17 protein-coding genes are annotated in these 22,977 nt (G+C 34.2%); 12 read left to right on the forward strand and 5 right to left on the reverse strand.

Going from position 1 to position 22,977, the window contains the following annotated elements:
• The first annotated feature begins 1 nt into the window (after position 1).
• Positions 2-415: a 3-oxoacyl-ACP synthase gene (locus AC2TDS_RS11635; protein ID WP_484735757.1), complete on the forward strand. Its 414-nt coding sequence runs from the start codon at positions 2-4 to the stop codon at positions 413-415.
• A 94-nt stretch (positions 416-509) separates the two neighbouring features.
• On the opposite strand, the gene AC2TDS_RS11640 is transcribed toward AC2TDS_RS11635, so the two are convergent.
• From AC2TDS_RS11640 to AC2TDS_RS11650, 3 genes are all read right to left on the reverse strand, one after another.
• The gene (locus tag AC2TDS_RS11640) at positions 510-1,448 is read right to left on the reverse strand and encodes an ABC transporter ATP-binding protein (RefSeq protein WP_484735758.1); all 939 of its coding nucleotides are present in this window, start codon (positions 1,446-1,448) and stop codon (positions 510-512) included.
• Positions 1,449-1,560: 112 nt separating this feature from the next.
• Positions 1,561-3,639 (reverse strand): M13 family metallopeptidase, encoded by a 2,079-nt coding sequence (locus tag AC2TDS_RS11645; RefSeq protein ID WP_484735759.1) that lies wholly within the window; start codon positions 3,637-3,639, stop codon positions 1,561-1,563.
• A gap of 18 nt (positions 3,640-3,657) precedes the next feature.
• Entirely contained in the window at positions 3,658-5,814 is a 2,157-nt protein-coding gene (locus AC2TDS_RS11650; RefSeq protein ID WP_484735760.1) for a prolyl oligopeptidase family serine peptidase, read from the reverse strand.
• Positions 5,815-5,965: 151 nt separating this feature from the next.
• On the opposite strand from AC2TDS_RS11650, the gene trxA reads away from it, so the two are divergent.
• The 5 genes from trxA (at position 5,966) to AC2TDS_RS11675 (ending at position 15,896) form a co-directional block, all read left to right on the forward strand.
• On the forward strand, positions 5,966-6,325 hold the full coding sequence (gene trxA, locus AC2TDS_RS11655) for a thioredoxin (RefSeq protein ID WP_484735761.1): 360 nt from the start codon (positions 5,966-5,968) through the stop codon (positions 6,323-6,325).
• Positions 6,326-6,605: 280 nt separating this feature from the next.
• Positions 6,606-7,577, forward strand: coding sequence for a ribonucleotide-diphosphate reductase subunit beta (locus tag AC2TDS_RS11660; RefSeq protein ID WP_484735762.1), 972 nt, complete (start codon positions 6,606-6,608; stop codon positions 7,575-7,577).
• Positions 7,578-7,750: 173 nt separating this feature from the next.
• On the forward strand, positions 7,751-10,147 hold the full coding sequence (locus AC2TDS_RS11665; protein WP_484735763.1) for a ribonucleoside-diphosphate reductase subunit alpha: 2,397 nt from the start codon (positions 7,751-7,753) through the stop codon (positions 10,145-10,147).
• A 402-nt stretch (positions 10,148-10,549) separates the two neighbouring features.
• Positions 10,550-11,899, forward strand: a complete 1,350-nt coding sequence (locus AC2TDS_RS11670) for a deoxyguanosinetriphosphate triphosphohydrolase (RefSeq protein WP_484735764.1) — start codon at positions 10,550-10,552, stop codon at positions 11,897-11,899.
• 829 nt (positions 11,900-12,728) lie between these two features.
• Positions 12,729-15,896, forward strand: a complete 3,168-nt coding sequence (locus tag AC2TDS_RS11675) for a PA domain-containing protein (RefSeq protein ID WP_484735765.1) — start codon at positions 12,729-12,731, stop codon at positions 15,894-15,896.
• A gap of 362 nt (positions 15,897-16,258) precedes the next feature.
• Here the strand turns inward: AC2TDS_RS11675 and AC2TDS_RS11680 are convergent, their stop codons facing one another.
• Positions 16,259-16,825 carry a DUF3109 family protein gene (locus AC2TDS_RS11680; RefSeq protein WP_484735766.1) on the reverse strand — a complete coding sequence of 189 codons (567 nt, stop codon included), beginning with the start codon at positions 16,823-16,825 and terminating at the stop codon, positions 16,259-16,261.
• 172 nt (positions 16,826-16,997) lie between these two features.
• Here AC2TDS_RS11680 and AC2TDS_RS11685 point away from each other — a divergent pair, with 172 nt between their 5' ends.
• From AC2TDS_RS11685 to AC2TDS_RS11710, 6 genes are all read left to right on the forward strand, one after another.
• On the forward strand, positions 16,998-17,579 hold the full coding sequence (locus tag AC2TDS_RS11685) for a MarC family protein (RefSeq protein ID WP_484735767.1): 582 nt from the start codon (positions 16,998-17,000) through the stop codon (positions 17,577-17,579).
• Complete coding sequence (locus AC2TDS_RS11690; protein ID WP_484735768.1) at positions 17,580-18,188, forward strand: FAD-dependent oxidoreductase; 609 nt, start codon at positions 17,580-17,582, stop codon at positions 18,186-18,188.
• Positions 18,189-18,198: 10 nt separating this feature from the next.
• Positions 18,199-19,113, forward strand: coding sequence for a glutaminase (locus AC2TDS_RS11695; protein ID WP_484735769.1), 915 nt, complete (start codon positions 18,199-18,201; stop codon positions 19,111-19,113).
• 128 nt (positions 19,114-19,241) lie between these two features.
• On the forward strand, positions 19,242-20,531 hold the full coding sequence (locus AC2TDS_RS11700) for a metal-dependent hydrolase family protein (protein WP_484735770.1): 1,290 nt from the start codon (positions 19,242-19,244) through the stop codon (positions 20,529-20,531).
• 85 nt (positions 20,532-20,616) lie between these two features.
• Entirely contained in the window at positions 20,617-21,180 is a 564-nt protein-coding gene (locus tag AC2TDS_RS11705; protein WP_484735771.1) for a YIP1 family protein, read from the forward strand.
• Positions 21,181-21,195: 15 nt separating this feature from the next.
• Complete coding sequence (locus tag AC2TDS_RS11710; RefSeq protein ID WP_484735772.1) at positions 21,196-22,056, forward strand: alpha/beta hydrolase; 861 nt, start codon at positions 21,196-21,198, stop codon at positions 22,054-22,056.
• A 212-nt stretch (positions 22,057-22,268) separates the two neighbouring features.
• Here AC2TDS_RS11710 and AC2TDS_RS11715 read toward each other — a convergent pair whose 3' ends face one another.
• A complete protein-coding gene (locus AC2TDS_RS11715) occupies positions 22,269-22,976 on the reverse strand; it encodes a LytR/AlgR family response regulator transcription factor (protein WP_484735773.1) in 708 nt (235 codons plus the stop codon).
• Position 22,977 lies beyond the last annotated feature (1 nt).

Below are 22,977 nucleotides of genomic sequence, written 5' to 3' on the forward strand. Positions count from 1 at the left end.
AATGTTTGTAAACAACCGGTTGCAAACTATTGAGCAGATACTAAATTCTAACAAAAAAGCACTTTTATCCGAAACAAAAAGCTCTGCTGGTGATAAACACGAAACAGGAAGAGCTATGTTGCAACTTGAAATGGAAAAAGCGAGTCAGCAATTAATTGGAGTTCAGTTGATGAAAGAAACACTAGCTAAAATACAAATGAGTAGTACCTCAATAAAAAGTTGTTTAGGCAGTGTTATTAAAACAAATAAAGGCAATTATTTCCTGAGTATATCAGCTGGTAAAATTGTAGTAGAAAAAGAGGCTTATTTCGCTGTTTCCGTATCATCTCCTATCGGAGCATTGCTTTTGGGTAAAAAACAAGGAGAAAAGTTTCATTTTAATGGAAATCTAATACATATAGAAGGCGTTTTCTAACCTAATAAGAATTCGACAGAACAAACGCATCTTAGCCATTTAGTTTTTCTAAATTCTCTTGTATTAAACAACGTGTAATTGATGTTCTCAAATTTCAGAAAGTATCATTGGTGATTTCTAATGAAACTACGGTCTCTTTTTCGATCGAAGAATGATGAATGAAATACAATGGTTCATTATTTAATAGACTTTCAATTAACCAATAATGTCCTTTAAAATAAGACTTGTTAACGTTTACCTTAAAATTAGAGACTTCTTCGGTTACTTTTATTTGATGAGGATATATGAAATGCTTTTTATGTTGTATCATAATTTCATTCACATCATCAAATAGAGAAGCGATGTATTTTTCTTTTGGGTTTTTATATAAATGTTTTGGGGCTCCTATTGCAAGAACTTGATGCTGTCTAATGACTATCATTTTATCAGCGAATGATAACGTATCGTTGCCATCATGCGTGGCAATAATACAGGCTATATTTTTTTCTTTGAGGTATTGAAACAACTTTCTTCGTAAAGAGTTCTTTTTAAAATTATCTATTTGACTGAAGGGTTCATCTAACAATAATAATTCAGGTTCTCTGGCCAAGGCTCTTGCAAGAGCAACACGTTGTTGTTGCCCACCACTTAAATTTTTAACCTTTTCATCAGCAAATTCGGTCATTTCAATAACTTCAAGTAATTCTAACGTGCGTTTTTGGGTTTCTTTTCGATAAAATCTTGATAAAAATTTAGCAATATTTTCACTTACAGAAGTATACGGCATTAAGTCGAAATCTTGGGCTACATATTTAAAAAAACTCATACCAGGAACTAGTTGGTAAGCGGGGCCAACTATAGGAGTATCTTTCCAAAATATCGAGCCTTCATGCACATCTAACAAACCATAAATAATTTTAAGTAAGGTAGATTTTCCACAACCACTCTCCCCCATAATTGATAGATGTTCTCCTTGTTGAAGTGTAAAACTAATATTTTGTAAGGTTTCTTTTGCTTCAGTATACTGAAATGAAATATTATTTACTTGTAACATGGCGCAAAAATAAGGAAAACGAATACGATATTTTAAGCTTAATGAGAACCTTGTAAGACGAACAAAAAAAACCGACAGAAACGTCGGTTTTTTTATTATGAAAACATAAAGATTACCAAATACGAACTCTATCTTCTGGATTCAAATACATTGCATCACCTTCTTTAACGTCAAATGCTGAATAGAAAGCATCAACGTTTTTAAGAGGCATATAAGCTCTGTACATTCCAGGTGCATGTGTGTCTGTCATAATACGGTTTTTTAAGGCCTCATCACGCATCTTAGTTCTCCAAATGGTTCCCCAAGAAAGGAAGAAGCGTTGCTCGGGAGTATATCCATCAATTTTTTCAGGACGTCCATTCTTTCCTAAGAAAATCTGTAATCCTTCATAAGCAGCCTGAACTCCCCCTAAATCACCAATATTCTCTCCTAAAGTATATTTTCCGTTTAAATGCATACTGTCGATCGCAACAATAGTACTAAACTGATCAATTAATTTTTTACCTGCAATAGCAAATTTTTTAGAGTCTTCTTCTGTCCACCAGTTTTTCAAGTTTCCATCGCCATCAAAACGAGCTCCTGAATCGTCAAAACTATGAGAAATTTCATGACCAATAACAGCACCAATACCACCATAGTTTACTGCTTCATCTGCTTTATAATTGTAAAATGGAGGTTGTAAAATTGCAGCAGGAAAAACAATCTCATTGTTTACTGGGTTAAAGTAAGCATTCACAGTTTGAGGAGACATGCCCCACTCACTTCTGTCTACCTCTTTTCCTAATTTCGCAATGTTTTTGTTGAAGTTCCATTTGCTAACATTAATAGCATTTTCAAAATAGGTGCCACCGTTATTTACTCCTTTTACTTGCAAAGCAGAGTAGTCTTTCCACTTGTCAGGATAAGCAATCTTAACCGTTAATTTATGTAGTTTTTCTAATGCTTTTTGTTTAGTGTCTTCACTCATCCAAGGTAATTGAGCAATACGTTTTTCGAAACCTAACAATACATTGTCAATCATTTCTCTTGCTTTTTGCTTGGCTTCAGGCGGAAACTTTTTTTCCACATATAGCTTACCTAAGGCTTCTCCTATCGCTCCGTTTAGGTTCCCTAAAGCGCGCTCATCTCTTGGACGTTGTTTTTTAGCACCGCGCATTTCTTTGCTGTAAAACTCCCAATTAGCTTTCTCTAAATCCGTTGATAGTGAACCTAAAGAATTATTAATAGCATTCCAACGCAAAACCAATTTAATGTCTGCAATAGGGCGACTTTTAAGAACTTCACTCATTGCTTTAAAGTACCCAGGGTCAGTAACAATTACTTTGTCAATATCTTTAACACCTATTCCATTTAAATGAGCAGCCCAGTCAATTGTTGGAGCTAACTTGGTCAATTCTTCAATTGACATAGGGTTATACATTTTACGGGTATCTCTGCGCTCTTCCTTTGTCATCATAGGTTCAGCTAAACTTTTTTCAAAAGATACAATGGTAGATGCTTTTTCCTTTGCTGTAGCTTCATCATCACCAAATTCTTGAAGCATAGTAGCAACAAATTCTTGGTATTTTTCAAGCTTGTCTTTTACTTTAGCGTCAACATAATAATCTCTTGACAACCCGAGCCCTCCTGAGCTCATATAACCAGCATTCATTTTGCTGTTTTTTAAATCGTTAAAAACACCAAAACCATAGAAACCACCACCTCCGTAAGGCGCCATGTTGGTAATAAAGGCTTGTACATCAGCTAAGTTGTTAATCTCTTCAATTTTTTGAAGAAACGGCTCTACTGGTTTCTTGCCAGCATTGTTTCTGGCCACGGTATCCATAATGGTTTCATAATAGTTTACCGCTTTTTCTTGGTCTGAGTCTATTTCGTTGCCATTGCTGTCTTTAATTTTTGGGAAATTACCCTCCTCAATAGCTTCGTTTAAAATAGCTAGTACATCGGTATCTGTGTTTTTTCGAAGTTGATTAAAGCCGCCCCAAGAAGTCTGATCATCAGGTATTTCAGTTTTATCTATCCAATTCCCATTAACATATCTAAAAAAGTCATCTGTAGGTTTTACAGATGTATCCATATTTTCTAATGCTATCCCCTGAATTTTCTCTTCAGATTGTTTTTCAGTTTTACAAGCAATAACTCCTAAAGAAGCCACCGCGGTGGTAAAAACTAGTTTATGAATGGTTTTCATGTTGTTTATAAATTTCGATTAAGATTTACTTTTTGATTTTATAGGGTTTGGCAAGGTATCAAATCCCATGTTAAACAGGGTAAACCCAAAAATATCAGTATACTTTTCAATGGTTTTTGCAACGGGTGTTCCAGCACCATGCCCTGCGTTGATTTCAATTCTAATTAATACAGGATTAGAACCTACTTGCTTTTCTTGTAATTCAGCTGCAAATTTAAAGCTGTGAGCAGGAACTACCCTGTCATCATGATCTCCAGTTGTTACCATGGTGGCTGGATATGAAACACTAGGTTTTACATTGTGAACAGGAGAGTATCCTTTTAAGTAATCGAACATTTCTTTATTTTGTTCAGAAGTTCCGTAATCATAAGCCCATCCAGCACCCGCGGTGAAAGTGTGGTAACGAAGCATGTCTAATACACCAACAGCAGGAAGTGCTACTTTCATTAAATCTGGACGTTGAGTCATGGTTGCACCGACTAATAAACCTCCGTTTGAACCTCCACTTATAGCTAAATAATCAGAAGAAGTATATTTAGTATCGATTAGGTATTTTGCGGCAGCTATAAAATCATCAAAAACATTTTGTTTTTTTAGTTGTGTTCCTGCATCGTGCCATTTTTTACCATATTCACCACCACCACGTAAGTTAGGTACAGCATACACACCCCCTTGTTCCATCCAAACAGCATTTGCAATACTAAAACTTGGAGTTAAACTTACATTAAATCCACCGTAGCCATATAAAATAGTCGGGTTTTTACCATTTAGTTCAAGTCCCTTTTTATAGGTAATAATCATAGGAACTCTAGTTCCGTCTTTAGAAGTATAGAAAACTTGTTTGCTTTCGTAGTCATCAGAGTTAAAAGAAATTGATGATTTTCTGTATAATTTATATGAACCGTCTTTTGGGTTGAATTGGTAGGAAGAGCCGGGAGTGTTGTAATTTGTAAAAGAAAAATAAAGATCTTTAGCCTCCGTTTTTCCTCCAAAACCATACACCGAACCAAGCCCTGGTAATCTAACTTCACGGATCATTTTACCATCAAAATTATACTGTAAAACCTTAGATACTGCATCTACCATATATTCTGCGAAGAAATACCCTGCTCCAGTAGAAGGAGACAATACATTTTCCGTTTCTGGAATAAAATCTTTCCAGTTTTTTGGCGTAGGATTCGCTGCATCTACAGTTACCACTTTTTTATTTGGAGCATGTAAATTGGTAACTAAATACAAAGTGCTTCCTCTACTATCAATAACATAAGTGTCACTATCATAATTATCGATTATAGGAGTTATTTTACTATTAGGATTTGATAGGTCTTTTATAAAAAGCTTGTTGCCAGATGTTGATGTTGAGGCTGAAATCAATAAGTACCTGTCATCTTCGGTTAAAGAACCGCCAACATATCGGTGTTTTTCTGTAGGAGTAGCTCCAAAAACAACGGTATCCGTATTTTGAGGTGTTCCTAGCTTATGGAAGTATAATTTGTGTTGATCTGTTTTTGCGGATAGCTCACTTCCTTTAGGTTTGTCGTAACTAGAATAATAAAACCCTTCATTACCTTTCCAAGAGATTCCAGAGAATTTTACATCAATCAAAGTGTCTTCTTTAATTTGTTTGGTTATGGCATCCATGATGATAACCTTCCTCCAATCACTTCCTCCTTCAGAAATAGAATACGCAAGTGTTTTACCATCTTTCGTGAAACTTACAGCACCTAATGAGGTTGTTCCATCTTTTGAAAATGTATTTGGGTCTAAAAATATTTCTTCTTTGCCTTTTTTGTCTTTTCTATATAGCACATATTGATTTTGAAGCCCGTCGTTTTTATAAAAATAGGTATAGTCACCTTCTATAAAAGGAGTACCAACTTTTTCGTAATTCCATAACTCTGATAAACGTTCTTTTAGTTGCTCACGATAGGGAATCTTATCTAGATAATCAAAAGTAACTTCATTCTCAGCCTTAACCCAAGCCTCTGTTTCTTTGCTTCGGTCATCTTCTAACCAGCGATAGTTATCAGTTATTTTTGTGCCAAAATAATCATCAACTACTGGTTTTTTAGGAGTTTCTGGGTAGTTCACGGTAATATTTACTTTAGTGTTTGTGCTTTTACATGACGCAAATAGCGCACTCGCTATTAGTATCGGAAAGATTAATTGTTTCATTTTTTTAGAAATTGTTATGTGGCGTCTTCAAAGTTAGATGAAAAATCACCAGAATTATTACATTTTAAGAGGATTTTAACATAAATTAGTATTGTAATTGTAAAAGATAAAAACGACTAACTTTACAAAATAAAAGATAATTAACTTTATAATGACAGAAAACTTGACAAAAGAAACCTTTTTTACAAGGGTTTATAATTATGAAAAGAACAAAGAATGGACTTTTGAAGGTAAAATCCCTGCAATTATTGATTTTTATGCAGACTGGTGTGGGCCTTGTAAAATGTTGATACCAATTTTAGAAAATTTGAGTGAGGAATACAAAGGAAAGATTAATATCTATAAAGTTGATACGGAAGTTGAACAAGAACTCTCTGCAGCTTTTGGAATTAGAAGTATTCCATCCATGCTTTTCTGCCCAGTTAATGAAGAACCACAAATGGCACATGGGGCTCTACAAAAAAAACAAATAGAACAAATTATAGAGGATGTTTTAAAAGTGAAAAAGTAAGGTTGGGAAGTCATGTAAAACGCATCACTTTTTTTGTAGAGGAAAGCGTTTTAAGAAACTCAGTGATAATCACTGTTCAAGCATGGTTTGGTTTTTTAATTCGCTGTATAAGAGCGCTTTAAAAAAAGTTGATTTTGGAGTAAAAAAACAAAAACCAAGCGTTTTGTTAAAAACTTCAAGGGATTTGTGAATAAGTATAACTTTCTATTTTTAGTAAAAATTGCAATCTTTGTTTATCCCTTATTACTTAAAAATAATAGTTTAAATATTAGTACATATAATGGCGAGCATTGAACCAATTTTGCAAGAGAACAAAGACAGATTTGTAATTTTTCCAATTCAACATGATGACCTGTGGGAATGGTATAAAAAACAACAAGCTTGTTTTTGGACTGCAGAGGAAATTGACTTACATTCTGATTTAAATGATTGGAATACCAAGTTATCAGATGATGAACGCTATTTTATAAAACACGTACTCGCTTTTTTTGCGGCATCTGACGGTATTGTCAATGAAAACTTAGCAGAAAATTTTGTAAATGAAGTACAATATTCTGAAGCGAAGTTCTTTTATGGTTTTCAAATAATGATGGAGAATATCCACTCTGAAACATATTCATTATTAATTGATACCTACATAAAAGATGAAGAAGAAAAGAGCAACTTATTCAAAGCTATTGATGTCTTTCCTGCAATTAAAAAGAAAGCAGACTGGGCATTAAAATGGATTGATTCTGACTCTTTCGCAGAAAGGCTAATTGCGTTCGCAGCTGTAGAAGGTATTTTCTTCTCAGGTTCTTTCTGTTCAATTTTCTGGTTAAAGAAAAGAGGATTGTTGCCAGGGCTAACTTTTTCAAATGAGTTAATTTCTCGTGACGAAGGTATGCACTGTGATTTTGCCGTTCATTTGCATAACAAACATTTAGTAAATAAAGTTTCTAAAAAAAGAATTACTGAAATTATCGTGTCTGCTCTTAATATTGAGCGTGAATTTATCACAGAATCATTACCAGTGTCTTTAATAGGAATGAACGCAAAATTAATGACACAGTATTTGGAGTATGTTACCGATAGATTACTACAAGAATTTGACTGTGAAAAGGTCTATGAATCCACGAATCCATTCGATTTTATGGAAATGATCTCTCTGGAAGGAAAAACAAACTTTTTCGAAAAGAGGGTTTCTGAGTACCAAAAAGCCGGAGTTAAATCTGGAGGTACTGGAAGCATCAATTTTGATGCCGATTTTTAAAAAAAGAATTTTATACTGCAGCCATCCCCTAAATGCAGTAATGTAATAGTTAAAACAGAGTTGTTTTAACCTTATTATCTAGTTTCAAAAGAAACCATTTATTATTTATTCGAAAGGTTACTAAAAGCGGCTTGTTTGGTGACCCTATTAACCTAATAAAAGACCAAAATAATATGTATGTAGTAAAAAGAGATGGCAGGAAGGAGCCAGTGATGTTTGATAAAATCACAGAACGTGTTAGAAAGATGTGTTATGGATTAAACACTATTGTTGATCCAGTTAAAGTAGCGATGAGGGTAATTGAAGGGTTATACGATGGCGTTACTACCTCAGAGCTTGATAACCTAGCTGCGGAAACTGCTGCAACTATGACGATCGCTCACCCAGATTATGCAAAATTAGCGGCAAGAATTGCCGTATCTAATTTACATAAGAATACTAAAAAGTCATTTTCCGAAACAATGACCGATTTGTATAACTATGTGAACCCTCGTACAGAGAAAAAATCGCCGCTATTGGCTGATGATGTGTATAAAATTATTATGGATAATGCGAATAAATTAGATTCTACCATTATCTACAGTCGTGATTTCAATTATGATTATTTTGGCTTTAAAACACTAGAGCGTTCTTATTTATTAAAATTAAATGGACAAATTGTTGAGCGACCTCAACAAATGTTAATGCGTGTATCGATAGGTATCCATAAAGAAGATATTGATGAGGCTATTGCTACTTACGAACTAATGAGCAAAAAGTATTTTACACATGCAACGCCAACATTATTTAATTCAGGAACACCAAAGCCTCAAATGTCTTCTTGCTTCCTTTTACAAATGCAGGATGACAGTATTGATGGTATTTATGACACCTTAAAACAAACAGCGAAAATATCACAATCTGCTGGAGGTATTGGTCTTTCTATTCATAATATACGTGCTACAGGATCTTATATTAGCGGAACAAACGGCACCTCAAACGGTATTGTACCGATGTTACGTGTGTTTAATGATACCGCTCGCTATGTAGATCAAGGAGGAGGAAAAAGAAAAGGGTCGTTTGCTATGTATTTAGAGCCATGGCATGCTGATATTTTTGATTTCCTGGACCTAAAGAAAAACCACGGTAAAGAAGAAATGCGTGCTCGTGATTTATTCTATGCGATGTGGATGTCGGATTTGTTTATGGAAAGAGTACAAGAAGATGCAGAATGGACTTTAATGTGCCCACATGAATGCCCTCATTTGTACGATACTTATGGAGATGAGTTCGAACGCTTATATACAGGCTATGAAAAAGCAGGTAAGGGAAGAAAAACTATTAAGGCACGTGAGCTATGGGAAAAAATATTAGAATCTCAAATAGAAACAGGTACTCCGTACATGTTGTATAAAGACGCTGCAAACCGTAAATCAAACCAAAAGAATTTAGGAACAATACGTTCCTCAAATTTATGCACTGAAATTATGGAATATACTGCCGAAGATGAGGTTGCAGTATGTAACTTAGCTTCTATAGCAATCCCTATGTTTGTTGGGCAAGATGAAAGTGGAACTAAATTTTTTGATCACCAAAAACTATTTGAAGTAACTAAAAAGGTGATTCGTAATTTGGATACCGTAATTGATGCAAATTACTACCCAGTAAAAGAGGCTGAAAATTCTAATTACCGTCATCGTCCAGTAGGATTAGGAATTCAAGGATTAGCGGACGCTTTTATTATGCTGCGCTTGCCATTTGCAGGAGAAGAAGCAAAGAAGTTAAATCAAGAAATATTTGAAACCTTATATTTTGCTGCAGTGACCTCTTCTATGGAAATGGCGAAAGCTAAAGGAACCTATTCTACCTTTAAAGGATCTCCGATGTCGGAAGGAGAGTTTCAGCATAATATGTGGGGAATTCAAGATGAGGAGTTAAGTGGAAGATGGGACTGGAATGCCTTGCGAAAAGAAGTTGTCAAACACGGTGTACGTAATTCATTATTAGTAGCACCAATGCCAACGGCTTCTACATCACAAATATTAGGAAATAACGAAGCTTTTGAACCTTATACGTCTAACATTTATACACGTAGAGTACTGTCAGGAGAGTTTATTGTAGTAAATAAACACTTATTAGAAGACCTAGTAGAATTGGGCTTGTGGGATAATAAAATGAAAGAGGAAATTATGCGTGCTAATGGATCAATTCAACATATTGATGCCATACCTCAAGACTTAAAAGAGTTATATAAAACTGTTTGGGAAATGAGTATGAAAGACATTATTGACATGGCGCGTCATAGAGGTTATTTTATCGACCAGTCACAGTCGTTAAATTTATTCATGAAAGATCCTGATTATGGTAAATTGACATCAATGCATTTTTATGCTTGGAAATCTGGATTAAAAACAGGAATGTATTATTTACGTACGAAATCTGCTGTTAATGCGAAGCAATTCACATTAGATGTAGAAAAAGATGTGCAGAAAATAGAAGAAGATACATCAATGACTCCTGAAGAATTAAAAGCAATGATTGAAGAGTCAAAAAATGCTGGACCAGACGATTGTCTAATGTGCGGTTCTTAAAAAATAAAAAAGTAAAGCATTAAAAGGCGCTTATAAGCGCCTTTTAATGATTATTAAACGAACTATGACTAAATAGATCTTCCAAGAGAGCTTATAACAATTTTGCGAAATAGTGTGCTGTGCAGTATATAAGTCTGTCATTTTAGTTTTCGAAACCGTTTAAACTAGCCATAGAAACAATTGTTCTTAGAGCTAGCCATGTGATTGCAGGTATTAATACATCTCCACTAATCAACAAGCCCTGTTGTAACTAAGTATCCTTAAAAACAATAGGTATTTGACAACATTTGCAATATCGTATAATCTTTAAATGTAAGAAGTCAATAAGAGCTTAGTAATAATTCAAATTTCAAGGACATAAAATAAAAAGATTAAATAACTTTGTTTATATAAACGATTACAATGAACTGGGAACAATTACTGTCTTTGAAACGATATGGAGATACACAAAAAAGAGAACGTGCGAAACAAGATGAAACCCGTTTAGGTTTTGAAGTAGACTTTGATCGAATTATATTTTCATCTGCTTTTAGAAGCCTGCAAGATAAGACACAAGTAATCCCATTATCTAAAACTGATTTTGTACATACCCGATTAACACACAGTTTAGAAGTGTCAGTGGTAGGAAGAACATTAGGTAGAAGAGTAGGAAAAGAATTATTAAAACGTCATCCTAAATTAGTAGAATTAGGATATACATTCAATGATTTTGGCGCCATTGTTGCCGCAGCTTCAGTAATGCATGATATTGGAAACCCACCTTTTGGCCACTCCGGAGAAAAAGCAATTGGCGAATACTTCAAAACAGGAAATGGATATCAATATAAACAAGAGTTAACAGCATCTGAATACCAAGATCTTATAGATTTTGAGGGAAATGCTAACGGGCTTAAAATTCTAACAGAGAGTAGAGAAGGAAGAATAGGTGGTTTACGCCTGTCATACGCAACTCTAGGGGCTTTTATAAAGTACCCTAAAGAAAGCTTACCTAAAAAACCTACCAAACATATTGCCGATAAGAAATACGGTTTCTTTCAGTCTGAAAAGGACGCCTTTTTAGATATAGTACATGATTTAGGCTTACAAAAAAAGGAATCTAACGGGATATCGTATTATCGTCACCCGTTGGCTTATTTGGTAGAAGCAGCCGATGATATTTGTTATACTATTATTGATTTTGAAGATGGAATCAATTTGGGACTAATTGAAGAAGATTATGCTTTAGAGTATATGATTAATTTGGTAAAAGGAACTATTGATAGTAAAAAGTATCATTCTTTACAGCACAAAAAAGACCGAGTAAGTTATTTGAGAGCACTAGCGATAGGGGTTTTAATTAATGAAGCCGTTGATATATTTTTGGCAAATGAACAGTCTATTTTAGAAGGAACTTTTGATAAGGGTTTATTGGATAAATGCAAATACGAAGCTCAGATAAATGATATTATAAAAATTAGTATTGAAAAAATATACAAGAGTAAAGAAGTAATAGAAAAGGAGGTTGCAGGGTATAAGATTATTGCCGATTTACTAGATGTTTTTGTTACTGCTTTTAACAATAAATATAACAATCAACAATCTAATTACGATGCATTAGTATTAAATTTATTACCACAAGAATATCAACAAGAGAACGATAATTTGTACGACAGAATCATGCAAATTTGTAGTTATATAGCAAGATTATCAGATGGATATGCTATACGCTTACATAAAAAGCTTAGTGGCAATATATTTAATAATCTAGTATAGTTGGCTATAAACATAATTTCACAGAAATAGTTTGTAAGCACAGTCATCCATTTTTAATATACTGTTTAGTACTAATTCCGACTTGGAAAATTACTATTTCTACTTCCACACCTTGTTGTTAAAAAGTAATACCATTTTTCATGTTAATTTACCTACCACAATTGTTTATGGTAAATTCCGATCTATAGGAAAACACAAACATACCGATAAGTTACTTCTGTATTACACAAACGAAATTATTTAGATACTAAAGATCAGCAAGAGATAGGCACTATTGATATAGGGTTTGTTTAAAGCTGTACTACCTACTGGAATACACTAAGTGTTCTGGTAAAAAACCTTAATGATGGAATAAATAGTGTTATAAGAAACGTCATTGAGATACGTTTTATACCAGTTATTGTTTGAATTTACTGTAAAATAAAATGGTAAATGAATGAGCAAATATGTCATTGTATGTTTAAACAAAACTAATAGAGTACTAATTCTAGGAAGGACGATTGAAATTACAGGAATTCTCTATGTCAAAATAATCCATTCAACTTCTCTAAACAATATACGGTATTCGAGTTTTAACAGTATTAAGAACTAACATTAAAGAATACGACATGATCAAAATTTAAGAATAAAAAGAAGGAATCAAGAAACTGAAAAGTAAGAATACTTTGAGCTGTTAAATAGCTGCGTAAAACTGGAACAATTACAGAAGTCATTTATAACATGCTTATAATGTTTTTTTTATATTGGCAATAAGAGCGTTAAAGTGTTAAATTTAATTAGGGTAAAATAACATTTAGATGTTGTTATATAAACCTATTTAACAATAAGCATGAATAAAAGAACATTACTATTAAAAGTTTTTATTATATTATTTTGTGGAGGATTTTTAGTTTTTTTGAATTCAAAAACAGAAATTGAAAAACTTAGAGAACGACACGCTGAGTTCTTAAAAGCACATCCCTACCAAAACAGCATGGTTTTAAATAAAAAACAAAGGAGGTCTTTAGGGTTGCCCCCTAACGCTTATTACGAGCAAAAGTATTTGTCGGAAATAGACCCTGCAACGGGCATAGTTTATAAAGAAAATGTATTTCGTGTTCAAAGAGAGTTAGAATCAATGCGCGCTAGAAGGGGAGTTCCTGGAGAGAATGCTGATAATGCATGGGTAGAGAGAGGGCCAGATAATGTAGGAGGAAGAACAAGAGCGGTAATTTTTGATCCTAATGACGCAACGAATGAAACTGTTTTTGCTGGAGGAGTTAGTGGAGGTCTATGGAAAAACACCAATATTTCAAATGCTAATTCCAAATGGGTTCGTGTTGGAATACCAGAGAATTTAGCGGTATCATGTATTGCGGTTGATCCGAATAATTCACAAATCTTTTATGTAGGAACTGGAGAATCGTATGTTTTGGGTGATGCAGATGGGGATGGTCTTTGGAAGTCAACTGACGGAGGAAGCACCTGGGCCAGAGTTTTTGGTGGTAGGACGGGAGATTCATACAATGATTTTAATTCGGAAGCAACCGTTAGCAGTCCTTCTACTTTGGCCGGCAACTATACTACATCTTTAGCGACCGAATTTGGTGGAGACTTGGATACACCTATTACCGGCGAACTAGCTCTAGTTAATGATGGTTCTCCCGATGTACTGGATGCTTGTCAGGATATTATAAATGGAAGTGAAGTTAATGGAAAAATTGCGGTAATAAGAAGAGATGCTTGTCTCTTTGTCGAGAAGGTCATAAGAGCTCAAAATGTGGGAGCTATAGCCGTATTGATGGTCAACAATGTGGCTGGAAACCCAATATCAATGGGCGGTGATGATGAAGCAATTACAATTCCAGCGGTTATGATTTCTCTTGAAGATGGAGAAAAATTGATTGAGGCTCTTTCTTCAGGAACTGTTGGTATTACTTTATCCAAGGTTAACGAGAATGCTGTAAATGGTCATTTGGTTCCTGGTGTCCAACATATTAATGATGTGGTTGTAAGAAATAATGGCGGAAACTCTGAAGTATACGTCGCGGCTGGAGAATCGGGTTATTTTAATGCAGTACCGCGTTCATTAATGGGCGCTGATGCTTATGGATTGTATAAATCAACGGATGGCACCAATTTTAATAAATTGAATATTCCGAAAACGGAAGATGGTAATGATTATGAACCTAATAATATTGAAATAGCAGCAGATAATTCTATATACTTCAGCACTATTGCTTCCGTTGCTTTTGGAGATGGTGGGGGAGTAGTTTTTAGGTCAGCTGACGGAAATAGTTTCTCCTTAAAAATTACCGTATCAGATGGTTTAAGAACAGAAATATCTTTGTCGAATTCTAATGCGAATGTAGGCTATATTTTGGCAGAAATTGATGATGATGATAATCCTGTTAAAATTTATAAAACGGTAGATGGATTTAATACAATTTCTGAAGTTGCATTACCAAATGATGTAGACCCCCGTATTGAATCGTCTGATTTTACACGTGGTCAAGCTTCTTATGATTTATTGGTAAAAGTAGACCCGAATAATGATAACGTTGTGTATGCTGGGGGTATTGACTTATTTAAGTCTACTAATGGCGGAACTTCATGGAGTCAGTTGTCACATTGGTATGGAGGTTTTGGACGTCAATATGTTCATGCTGATCAACATGGTTTGGCTTTTGCCTCTTCCTCAAAGATGCTTTTTAGCAATGATGGTGGGGTCTATTATTCAGACAATGCCGGGACTACAATAAGTGCGAGAAACAACAACTACAACACACTTCAGTTTTATACAGTTGGCGTGGCATCATCAACTGGTTTTAATGGTGCTGAGTATTTTTTAGCTGGCGCTCAGGATAACGGAACGCTCCTAATAGAGAATGCGGTAGCTGGCATCAATAGCTCAACTGAGGCGGCAGGAGGTGATGGCGCAGCTAGTTTTTTTGATACGGATAACGGAGATAAATACTACATAACTAATTATGTTTTCAATAATGGTATTGATCTTTATAACTATGATACAGATGAAACTAGAACCATAAATTCTGAACCTGCTATTCTTACCAATGGTGATTTTATTAACCAAGAAGAATTAGATACTAACCTGGATTTATTGTACTCAAATTATTCGAATGACTTCAGGTCGCAAATTATGAGGTATAATAACCTTAAAAGTGGCACGGTGACTAAGTTTCTTTTAAACAATTCACTGATGAACTCAGACCCTTCTGCATTGAAAATTTCACCCTATACAAATGATAGAAGTAAACTATATGTAGGACTCAAAAATGGTAAATTATTACTAGTAGATAATGCAAATTTATCTTCGCCAACATGGTCAGAAATAACAGGAGATGAATTTATTGGCTCAATTTCTGATATAGAATTGGGTGCAAATGAAGATGAAATTTTTGTGACCATGCATAATTATGGAGTAAAGAATGTATGGTATACTAATGATGGAGGAACCAGTTGGTTGAATAAAGAAGGAGATTTACCGGATATTCCAGTAAAAACGATCCTTCAAAACCCTTTAAATAGAGAAGAAGTTATTGTTGGTACTGATCTTGGTGTTTGGAAAACTTCTAATTTGTCTGCTGACTCTCCAAATTGGGAACAATCGTATAATGGTATGAGCAATGTTCCGGTATTAGATTTAGATTTAAGAGATGATAATGTCGTTTTTGCCGCTACTTACGGAAGAGGGATTTTCTCTGGTGCATTCACAGCAGAAACAGCTTCAGTTGAAGAAGTTGTTAAGGGTGTTGATATATTTACGGTGTTTCCAACAATTTCTGATGGAGTATTTACCATATTTGCTAAGAATGATTTAGGAAAAGTACAAATGAGCTTATTTAATACTAACGGGCAAGAAGTATACCAACAAGAAGTTGACTTTACTCTGCAGGAAAATAATAGGATCGAGGTGAATTTAAGTGCAGGTATGTATATCGTGAATATCGTAGATGCACAGAACAGAAAAACCTCAAAGAAAATAATTATACAGTAAAATAATGCCAGTTAGGAAGTTATGTCATAGAATATGACAATAATGATAAGATTGTTTCAAAAGATACAGTCCCTAAAACCGAAACAACACTTTTAAGAGAAGGTACTTTTGATTACAAGGAAGAGTGTACTTTTGTGTCGAATGACAGCATTGTATTAAGATATAAACATAATAGAAAACCACATTTAAAAAATGTGGTTTTTCTTTAAGGGGTAAGTGGGGGGATGTGCAATATAACAGTATAAACCAGCAGTATTTCATTTTATCGTTGAGCTGTTCTCCGCGATAGATGAATGAAGGTTTTTATCAGATAAATAGCACATAACCTGGTAAAACAAGAATACTTTAAAGGATAAAGGGTATTATTTTCGGTTTGCGGCTACTTTTTCTAGTTCATCGTACCAATTTTGACCAAATTTCCTGACCAATGCTTGTTTTACAAATTTATATATAGGAATTTGCAATTCCTTTCCTAAAGAACAGGCATCGTCACAAATTTCCCACTTGTGATAGTTAACAGCAGCAAACTCACTGTAATCCTTTACTCGTACAGGATATAAATGGCAAGAAATAGGTTTTTTCCAGTCTATGAGCTCTTGGTTATAAGCTTCTTCTATAGCGCACAAGGCAGTTCCTTTATGGTCATAAATAACATAAGCACAATCTGCACCGTTAATTAATGGAGTTTCTAGATCGTCAAAATCATTTGTAATCCAAGTGCCTTGACTTTCAATGGCTGCAATGCCTTCTTTACGTAAAAAAGGTTTTACTATAGGGTAGATATCTTCTAAAATTTTGGTTTCATCTTTCTCTAAAGGAGCGCCAGCATCTCCATCAATACAACAAGCACCTTTACATGCCGATAAATTACAAACAAACTCTTTTTCTATAATATCCTCAGAAATGATTGTTTTTCCTAGCTGAAACATATGTTATTTTATTGTTATTAATTAATACTATTAAGAATTCTTTTTCTCTAGTAATGAGTGGTTTACACGGATTAAATTAAAAATATACTATCTTAGTTTCGTGTAAATATGTTGCAAAAATAGTAGATTGTAAGTTTAGTTATCTAATTTTGCCAATGAAAATCAATATATCATGAGTTTTAATTTAAAAGAAATTTTTACGGCCTTTATGGTTTTGTTCGCAGTAATTGATATTATAGGAAATATACCTATTATTATTGACTTACGAAAAAAAGTTGGACATATACAATCTGAAAAGGCTTCCGTTATAGCGGGTGTTATCATGATTGTTTTTCTATTTGCCGGTCAAAGGTTATTAGGTTTTATAGGTATAGATGTGAATTCTTTTGCCGTAGCAGGGGCGTTTATTTTATTTTTTATTGCTTTGGAGATGATTTTAGGCATTACCTTATATAAAGAAGAGGGAGACGAACCTTTAAATGCTTCTGTTTTTCCAATTGCATTTCCGTTAATTGCGGGGCCAGGTAGTTTAACAACCCTACTTTCATTAAGAGCAGAATACTCTTGGGAAAACATTATAGTGGCTATTCTTTTAAATGTTTTTTTAATCTATATTGTATTAAAGACCTCATCAAAAATTGAAAAAGTGATTGGTCAAAACGGAATAACAATAATTAGAAAAATATTCGGAGTTATATTATTAGCAATTGCGGTAAAGTTATTTGCGGCAAATATAAAAATGTTGTTCGTATAAATGAATTTTGATGTTTTAATTATTGGCGGGGGTGTTTCGGGGATGCAATGTGCCTTGGTCCTTGGCTCAGCCCATAAAAAAGAATATGCATTAGACAAAAATATTGGCGTCATTCTACACCAACGTTCTTCACACTTGCAAAAGGCGGTTTTTAATAACGTACTAGGATTGCCAGCAGAAACTTTGGGTAAAGATATTTTAGCCAAAGGGAAGACGCAATTGGAAGAGCTCTACCCGCACGTAAGCCAAATTGAAAATGAAAAGGTGTTGGCTGTTTTAGACCATGAAAAAGGCTATAAAATATTAACTAATAAAAAGGAATACCTGAGCAAAACAGTGGTCATTGCACTGAATTACTCAAAACCGTTTGATATTGCAGGTTTGGAACAATATGTGGAAAGGCATTCAAGAGCGAATGCCATGAAAGATCGAATTCAACTTCGTAATTTTAATCATTTGATTAAAGAAGGTTTATATGTCTGTGGAACACTGGCTGGCTGGCGTAGTCAATTTGCTATCGCAGCAGGAAGTGGCGCAAGTGTAGCTACTGATATTTTAACAGTCTGGAATGATCATATTCCCACGAAAGTGCATGACAAAGTAAAATAGCAAGGAGGTAATGAGTTTCGAAGAGTTAATTCAAGGTGTATACAACGATGTAAAAGGTTTAGACGACTTAGGAAAAGTAGCGTCTAGTATTCCTGAATTACTCAATGTCAGTACAGAGAGTTTTGGGGTTCATATGAGTATGATAAATAGTGCTAACTTTGGTATAGGTGATTATCATAAAAAGTTTTCCATACAAAGTATCTCGAAAGTACTTTCCGTTGTTTTAGCCTACAGCATACTTGGAGAAAATATTTGGGATAGACTAGGTGTTGAGCCTTCTGGTACTAGTTATAATTCTTTGGTACAGCTTGAAACTGATAAAGGTATTCCGAGGAACCCGTTTATCAATGCTGGAGCTATTGTAATAGTAGACATTTTAATTAGTAATTTAAAAAAACCAAAAGAAGATTTCTTAGCCTTTGTAAGAAACCTAGCTGGTTCATCGGATATAAATTATTCCAATAAAATTGCAGTTTCTGAAAAATCGGTAGGATATAGAAATATAGCCCTTTGTAATTTTATAAAATCATTCGGGAATATAAAGAACGAGCCATCTGAGGTGCTCGATTTCTATTTTGATATTTGCTCCTTAACAATGACGTGCAAAGAGGTCTCAGAATCTTTTTTGTTTTTGGCAAATAAAGGCATTAACCCTAATGATAACAAGCAAGTACTAACTCAAGGTCAGTCAAAGCGAATTAATGCTTTGATGCAAACCTGTGGGTTTTATGACGAGTCCGGTGAATTTGCTTTTAAAGTTGGACTACCAGGGAAGAGTGGTATTGGTGGTGGTATAGTAGCAGTACATCCGGAACATTATGTAATCACCGTTTGGAGTCCAAAGCTAAATGAAAAAGGAAATTCTTATAAAGGAATGCGGTTTTTAGAAAAGTTTACCACAAAGTCTAAGCAATCCATATTCTAACGCCACTTCTGCTAAATTGGGGTACTAAAGGTATCAAATTCACGGTGTTTTGTGTTAATTGGATATAATAGGTTAACTTGAAAAGCTTATATTTAGAACTTTTATTAATTCTAAGAACACTCCATCCAATGAAAAAAATAGCTTTACTAGCCATGTTTTTTTGCGTATTTACGCCACTAAAAGCCCAAACCACCTATGTTTTTTGTGGAAAATTAATAGACACTAAAGAAGGAAAAATAAAAAAGAAACAAACCATTGTTGTTGAAGGGACTAAAATCACCAATATTTTTAAAGGGTATGTAATTCCTAAAGATCCGCAAGTCCGAATGGTTGATTTGAAAAATAAAGTGGTAATGCCAGGTCTTATAGATATGCATGTGCATATTGAACAAGAATTTGACCGCAAAACACGTCTAAATGGATATATTTTAGATGAAGCTGATGTAGCATTTAATTCGGTAGGCTTTGCTAAAACAACGCTATTGAATGGGTTTACCACAGTAAGAGATTTAGGTGGAACAGGTGTAAATATTTCCATTAGAAAGGCCATTAATGCAGGTAAAATTCCAGGCCCTAGAGTTTTTACAGCGGGTAAAGCACTAGCAACTACAGGAGGGCATGCAGATCCAACTAACGGAAGTAGCAGGGTTTTACTGGGAGACCCAGGCCCTAAAGAAGGTGTTGTTAATAGTGTAGAAGACGCAAAAAAAGCAGTTCGTCAACGATATAAAAATGGTGCAGACTGTATTAAAATAACGGCTACAGGAGGTGTTTTAAGCGTCGCTAAAAGTGGTGACAACCCTCAGTTTACAATTGAAGAAATAAAAGCTATTTGTGATACAGCCAAAGATTATGGAATGCATGTAGCAGCGCATGCGCATGGTGATGAAGGCATGCAACGTGCTATTTTAGGAGGTGTAAAAACCATTGAGCATGGCACCTATATGAGTGACGAAACCATGGAGTTGATGATAAAAAACGACGCCTATTTAGTACCTACTATTACGGCAGGGAAAGAGGTGGAAGAAAAAGCCAAAGTAAAAGGGTTTTATCCGGATATAGTTGTTCCAAAAGCACTGAAAGTCGGGCCACAAATTCAAGGTACGTTTGCAAAGGCATATAAAAAAGGTGTCGGAATTTCGTTTGGAACTGATGCAGGGGTTTTTAAACACGGTCATAACGGTAAAGAGTTTGGATTTATGGTAGAAGCAGGAATGCCAGCGATAGAAACAATTCAATCAGCTACTGTAGTGAATGCTAAAATTTTAAATGCTGAAAATGAACTGGGGCAAATTCAAAAAGGATTTTATGCAGATATAATTGCCGTAAATGAAGAGCCTACTAAGAATATTAAAACCATGGAAAATGTTGTTTTTGTGATGAAAAATGGACATATTTACAAAGGGGATACGTATTAATGGTATACTATTCTTGTACTGTGTTTAGCTGCAAAAAAATAGGGGCCTATATACCCGTGTCATTAAGTAAAGAATTTAAACGAGAATGATAAAAGTAATAGTATTGATCGTATTCAATACCAAAAGAGGTCTTAGACTACTTGACAATGAATTTGAAGATGATTTAAGAATTAATAGCAATGTGATTTTTGGAGTGTATGGAATAATTCAATTTTTATTTCACTTTCATTCTAGTCAAGAAGATAACGGATTTGTAGTCAATTTATTTGAATTAATCATATCCGTCTTTTTTACCTTAGGGATTGCTTTGTTAGGATCGTTAATGTTGTATAAAATAGGAATATGGCTTGGCGGAAAAGCGAGTTTTGTGGAGGTGTTTTCCCTATTGGCGGTAACTTATATTCCTATAATCATTGGATTGGTAATTGTTGGAGTGTTAAAAAACACACAGTTTTGTATTCATGATTTCAATAATCCATATACTAGAAATGGAGTTCTCTATATAAGTTGGTTTTTTGCTTTTAAAATAAGTGTTCAAGGTTTGACAAAGTTTAATCAATATGGAATAAGCAAAGCAATATTGAACATAGCGCCTGTAGTTGCGTTTCAAATGGGAACTTTGGCTGCTTTGTTATATCTCTTCTTTTAAATATAAAATAGAAACATGCAAGAAACTTTAGAAATAGCAATAGGGAAACTAAAATTTGAGTGTATTACAGCGGGCAATAGGGAAGATGAACTTATAATTTTTCTTCACGGATTTCCAGAAACCTCCTATATGTGGAAAAACCTAATGTCTACTATTTCTAAGAAAGGGTTTTATTGTGTTGCACCAAACTTAAGAGGTTACAGTTTAAATGCTTGTCCCAAAGGTAAAAAACAGTATACACTTGATAAATTGTCTACGGATGTAATGAGAATATTTGAATTTTTTCAGAAATCAAAATTTCATCTTGTAGGTCACGATTGGGGTGCAGCTATTGGGTGGAAAGTGGTGCATGACAATGAAGATAAAATTTTTAGTTGGACTGGAATTTCTGTTCCGCATTTGCAAGCTTTTGGAAAGGCCATCGTTGCTGATAAAGAGCAAATTAAAATGAGCCAGTATATTAAAAACTTCCAGTGGCCATATTTCCCTGAAATACAACTCAGAAAAAATGACTTTAAAGTATTTAGAAAATTATGGAAGCACAGCGATGTAAACGAGGTAGAGGAATATTTGACGGTTTTTAGAAACAGCAGGCAACTAACTGCCGCTATAAATTATTATCGTAGTAACTATAAGCTATTAAAGAGCGCAGTTAATAATCAAATATTAGGAAACATCAATGTTCCTACGTTATTTATTTGGGGAAATAAAGATCTTGCGATAGGCTCGTTTTCCGTGAAGGAAAGTCACCAATACATGAAAAATGCTTACGAGTTTATAGAACTAAATGCTGGTCATTGGTTAATACAAACAAACTATCAAGAATTAGATACAGCAATTACGAAACACATTTTGAAAAACAGCACTATTGTTTAATAGCTCAAAATTAATATCGTATCTGAGGTAAAGTTACCCAACAATTTCCTTGCAGTCAAGTTCGTGTGTTGCCTATATACCGGCATTTATCATAAAAAAGTATGGATTGTAAATTAACACCATAAATCGTATAATTTGATTGAAATAGTTGTTGTATAATATTAAACAATAGAAAATAGAATCCTTAACCGCCAAAAACCCTAATAAGCTTATTACAGCTTGTTTTCGCTTGTTTGAGATGATCTGCTAATACAACTTAAAAATAATTGCTTATAGGTTCTCCCAACAGGTAATTTCCGTTGATGTATATATACAAAACTGCTTGTGTATTTTTCAACCTTATGAATATTGATAATATACGACTTATGTATTTGTACAAACTGATTACAATTTAAACGATCGTTCCAGTTCTTTAATGAGTCAATAATACTAAGTTGTTTAGTGTCTGTGAAAAAAGTAACGTAATTTCTGTCAGATTCTAGGTAACAAACGGTCTCCAAGTATATTTTGTGTAAGGTTTTGTCAACGTTGAGAAAAATCGTTTCTTTTTGAGTAGTTTCGTGTCTGTTGATCAGATTTTCTGCTTTTGCGATGGCTTTTAAAAAACGATCGAAAGAGAAAGGCTTTATTAAATAATCAACAATGGTATTTAATTCAAAACTTTCCACGGCAAAATCAGGATAGGCCGTAGTTATAATTATTTTAGGGGGATTTTTTATCGTTTTAATAAAATCAATCCCAGAGATATCAGGTAAATTGATATCCAACAAAACAATATCAGCAGTGTTAGTTTTAAAAAAAGAGTGGGCATTAGAGGCTGTTTGAAAAGTATTTGTAAGAACTAGATCAGGTATTTTCCTAATATAATTTCGTAAAATTTTTTGCGCTGGTAATTCATCCTCAATAATAATGCAGTTCATA

It is taken from the genome of Tenacibaculum profundicola (genome assembly GCF_057220795.1).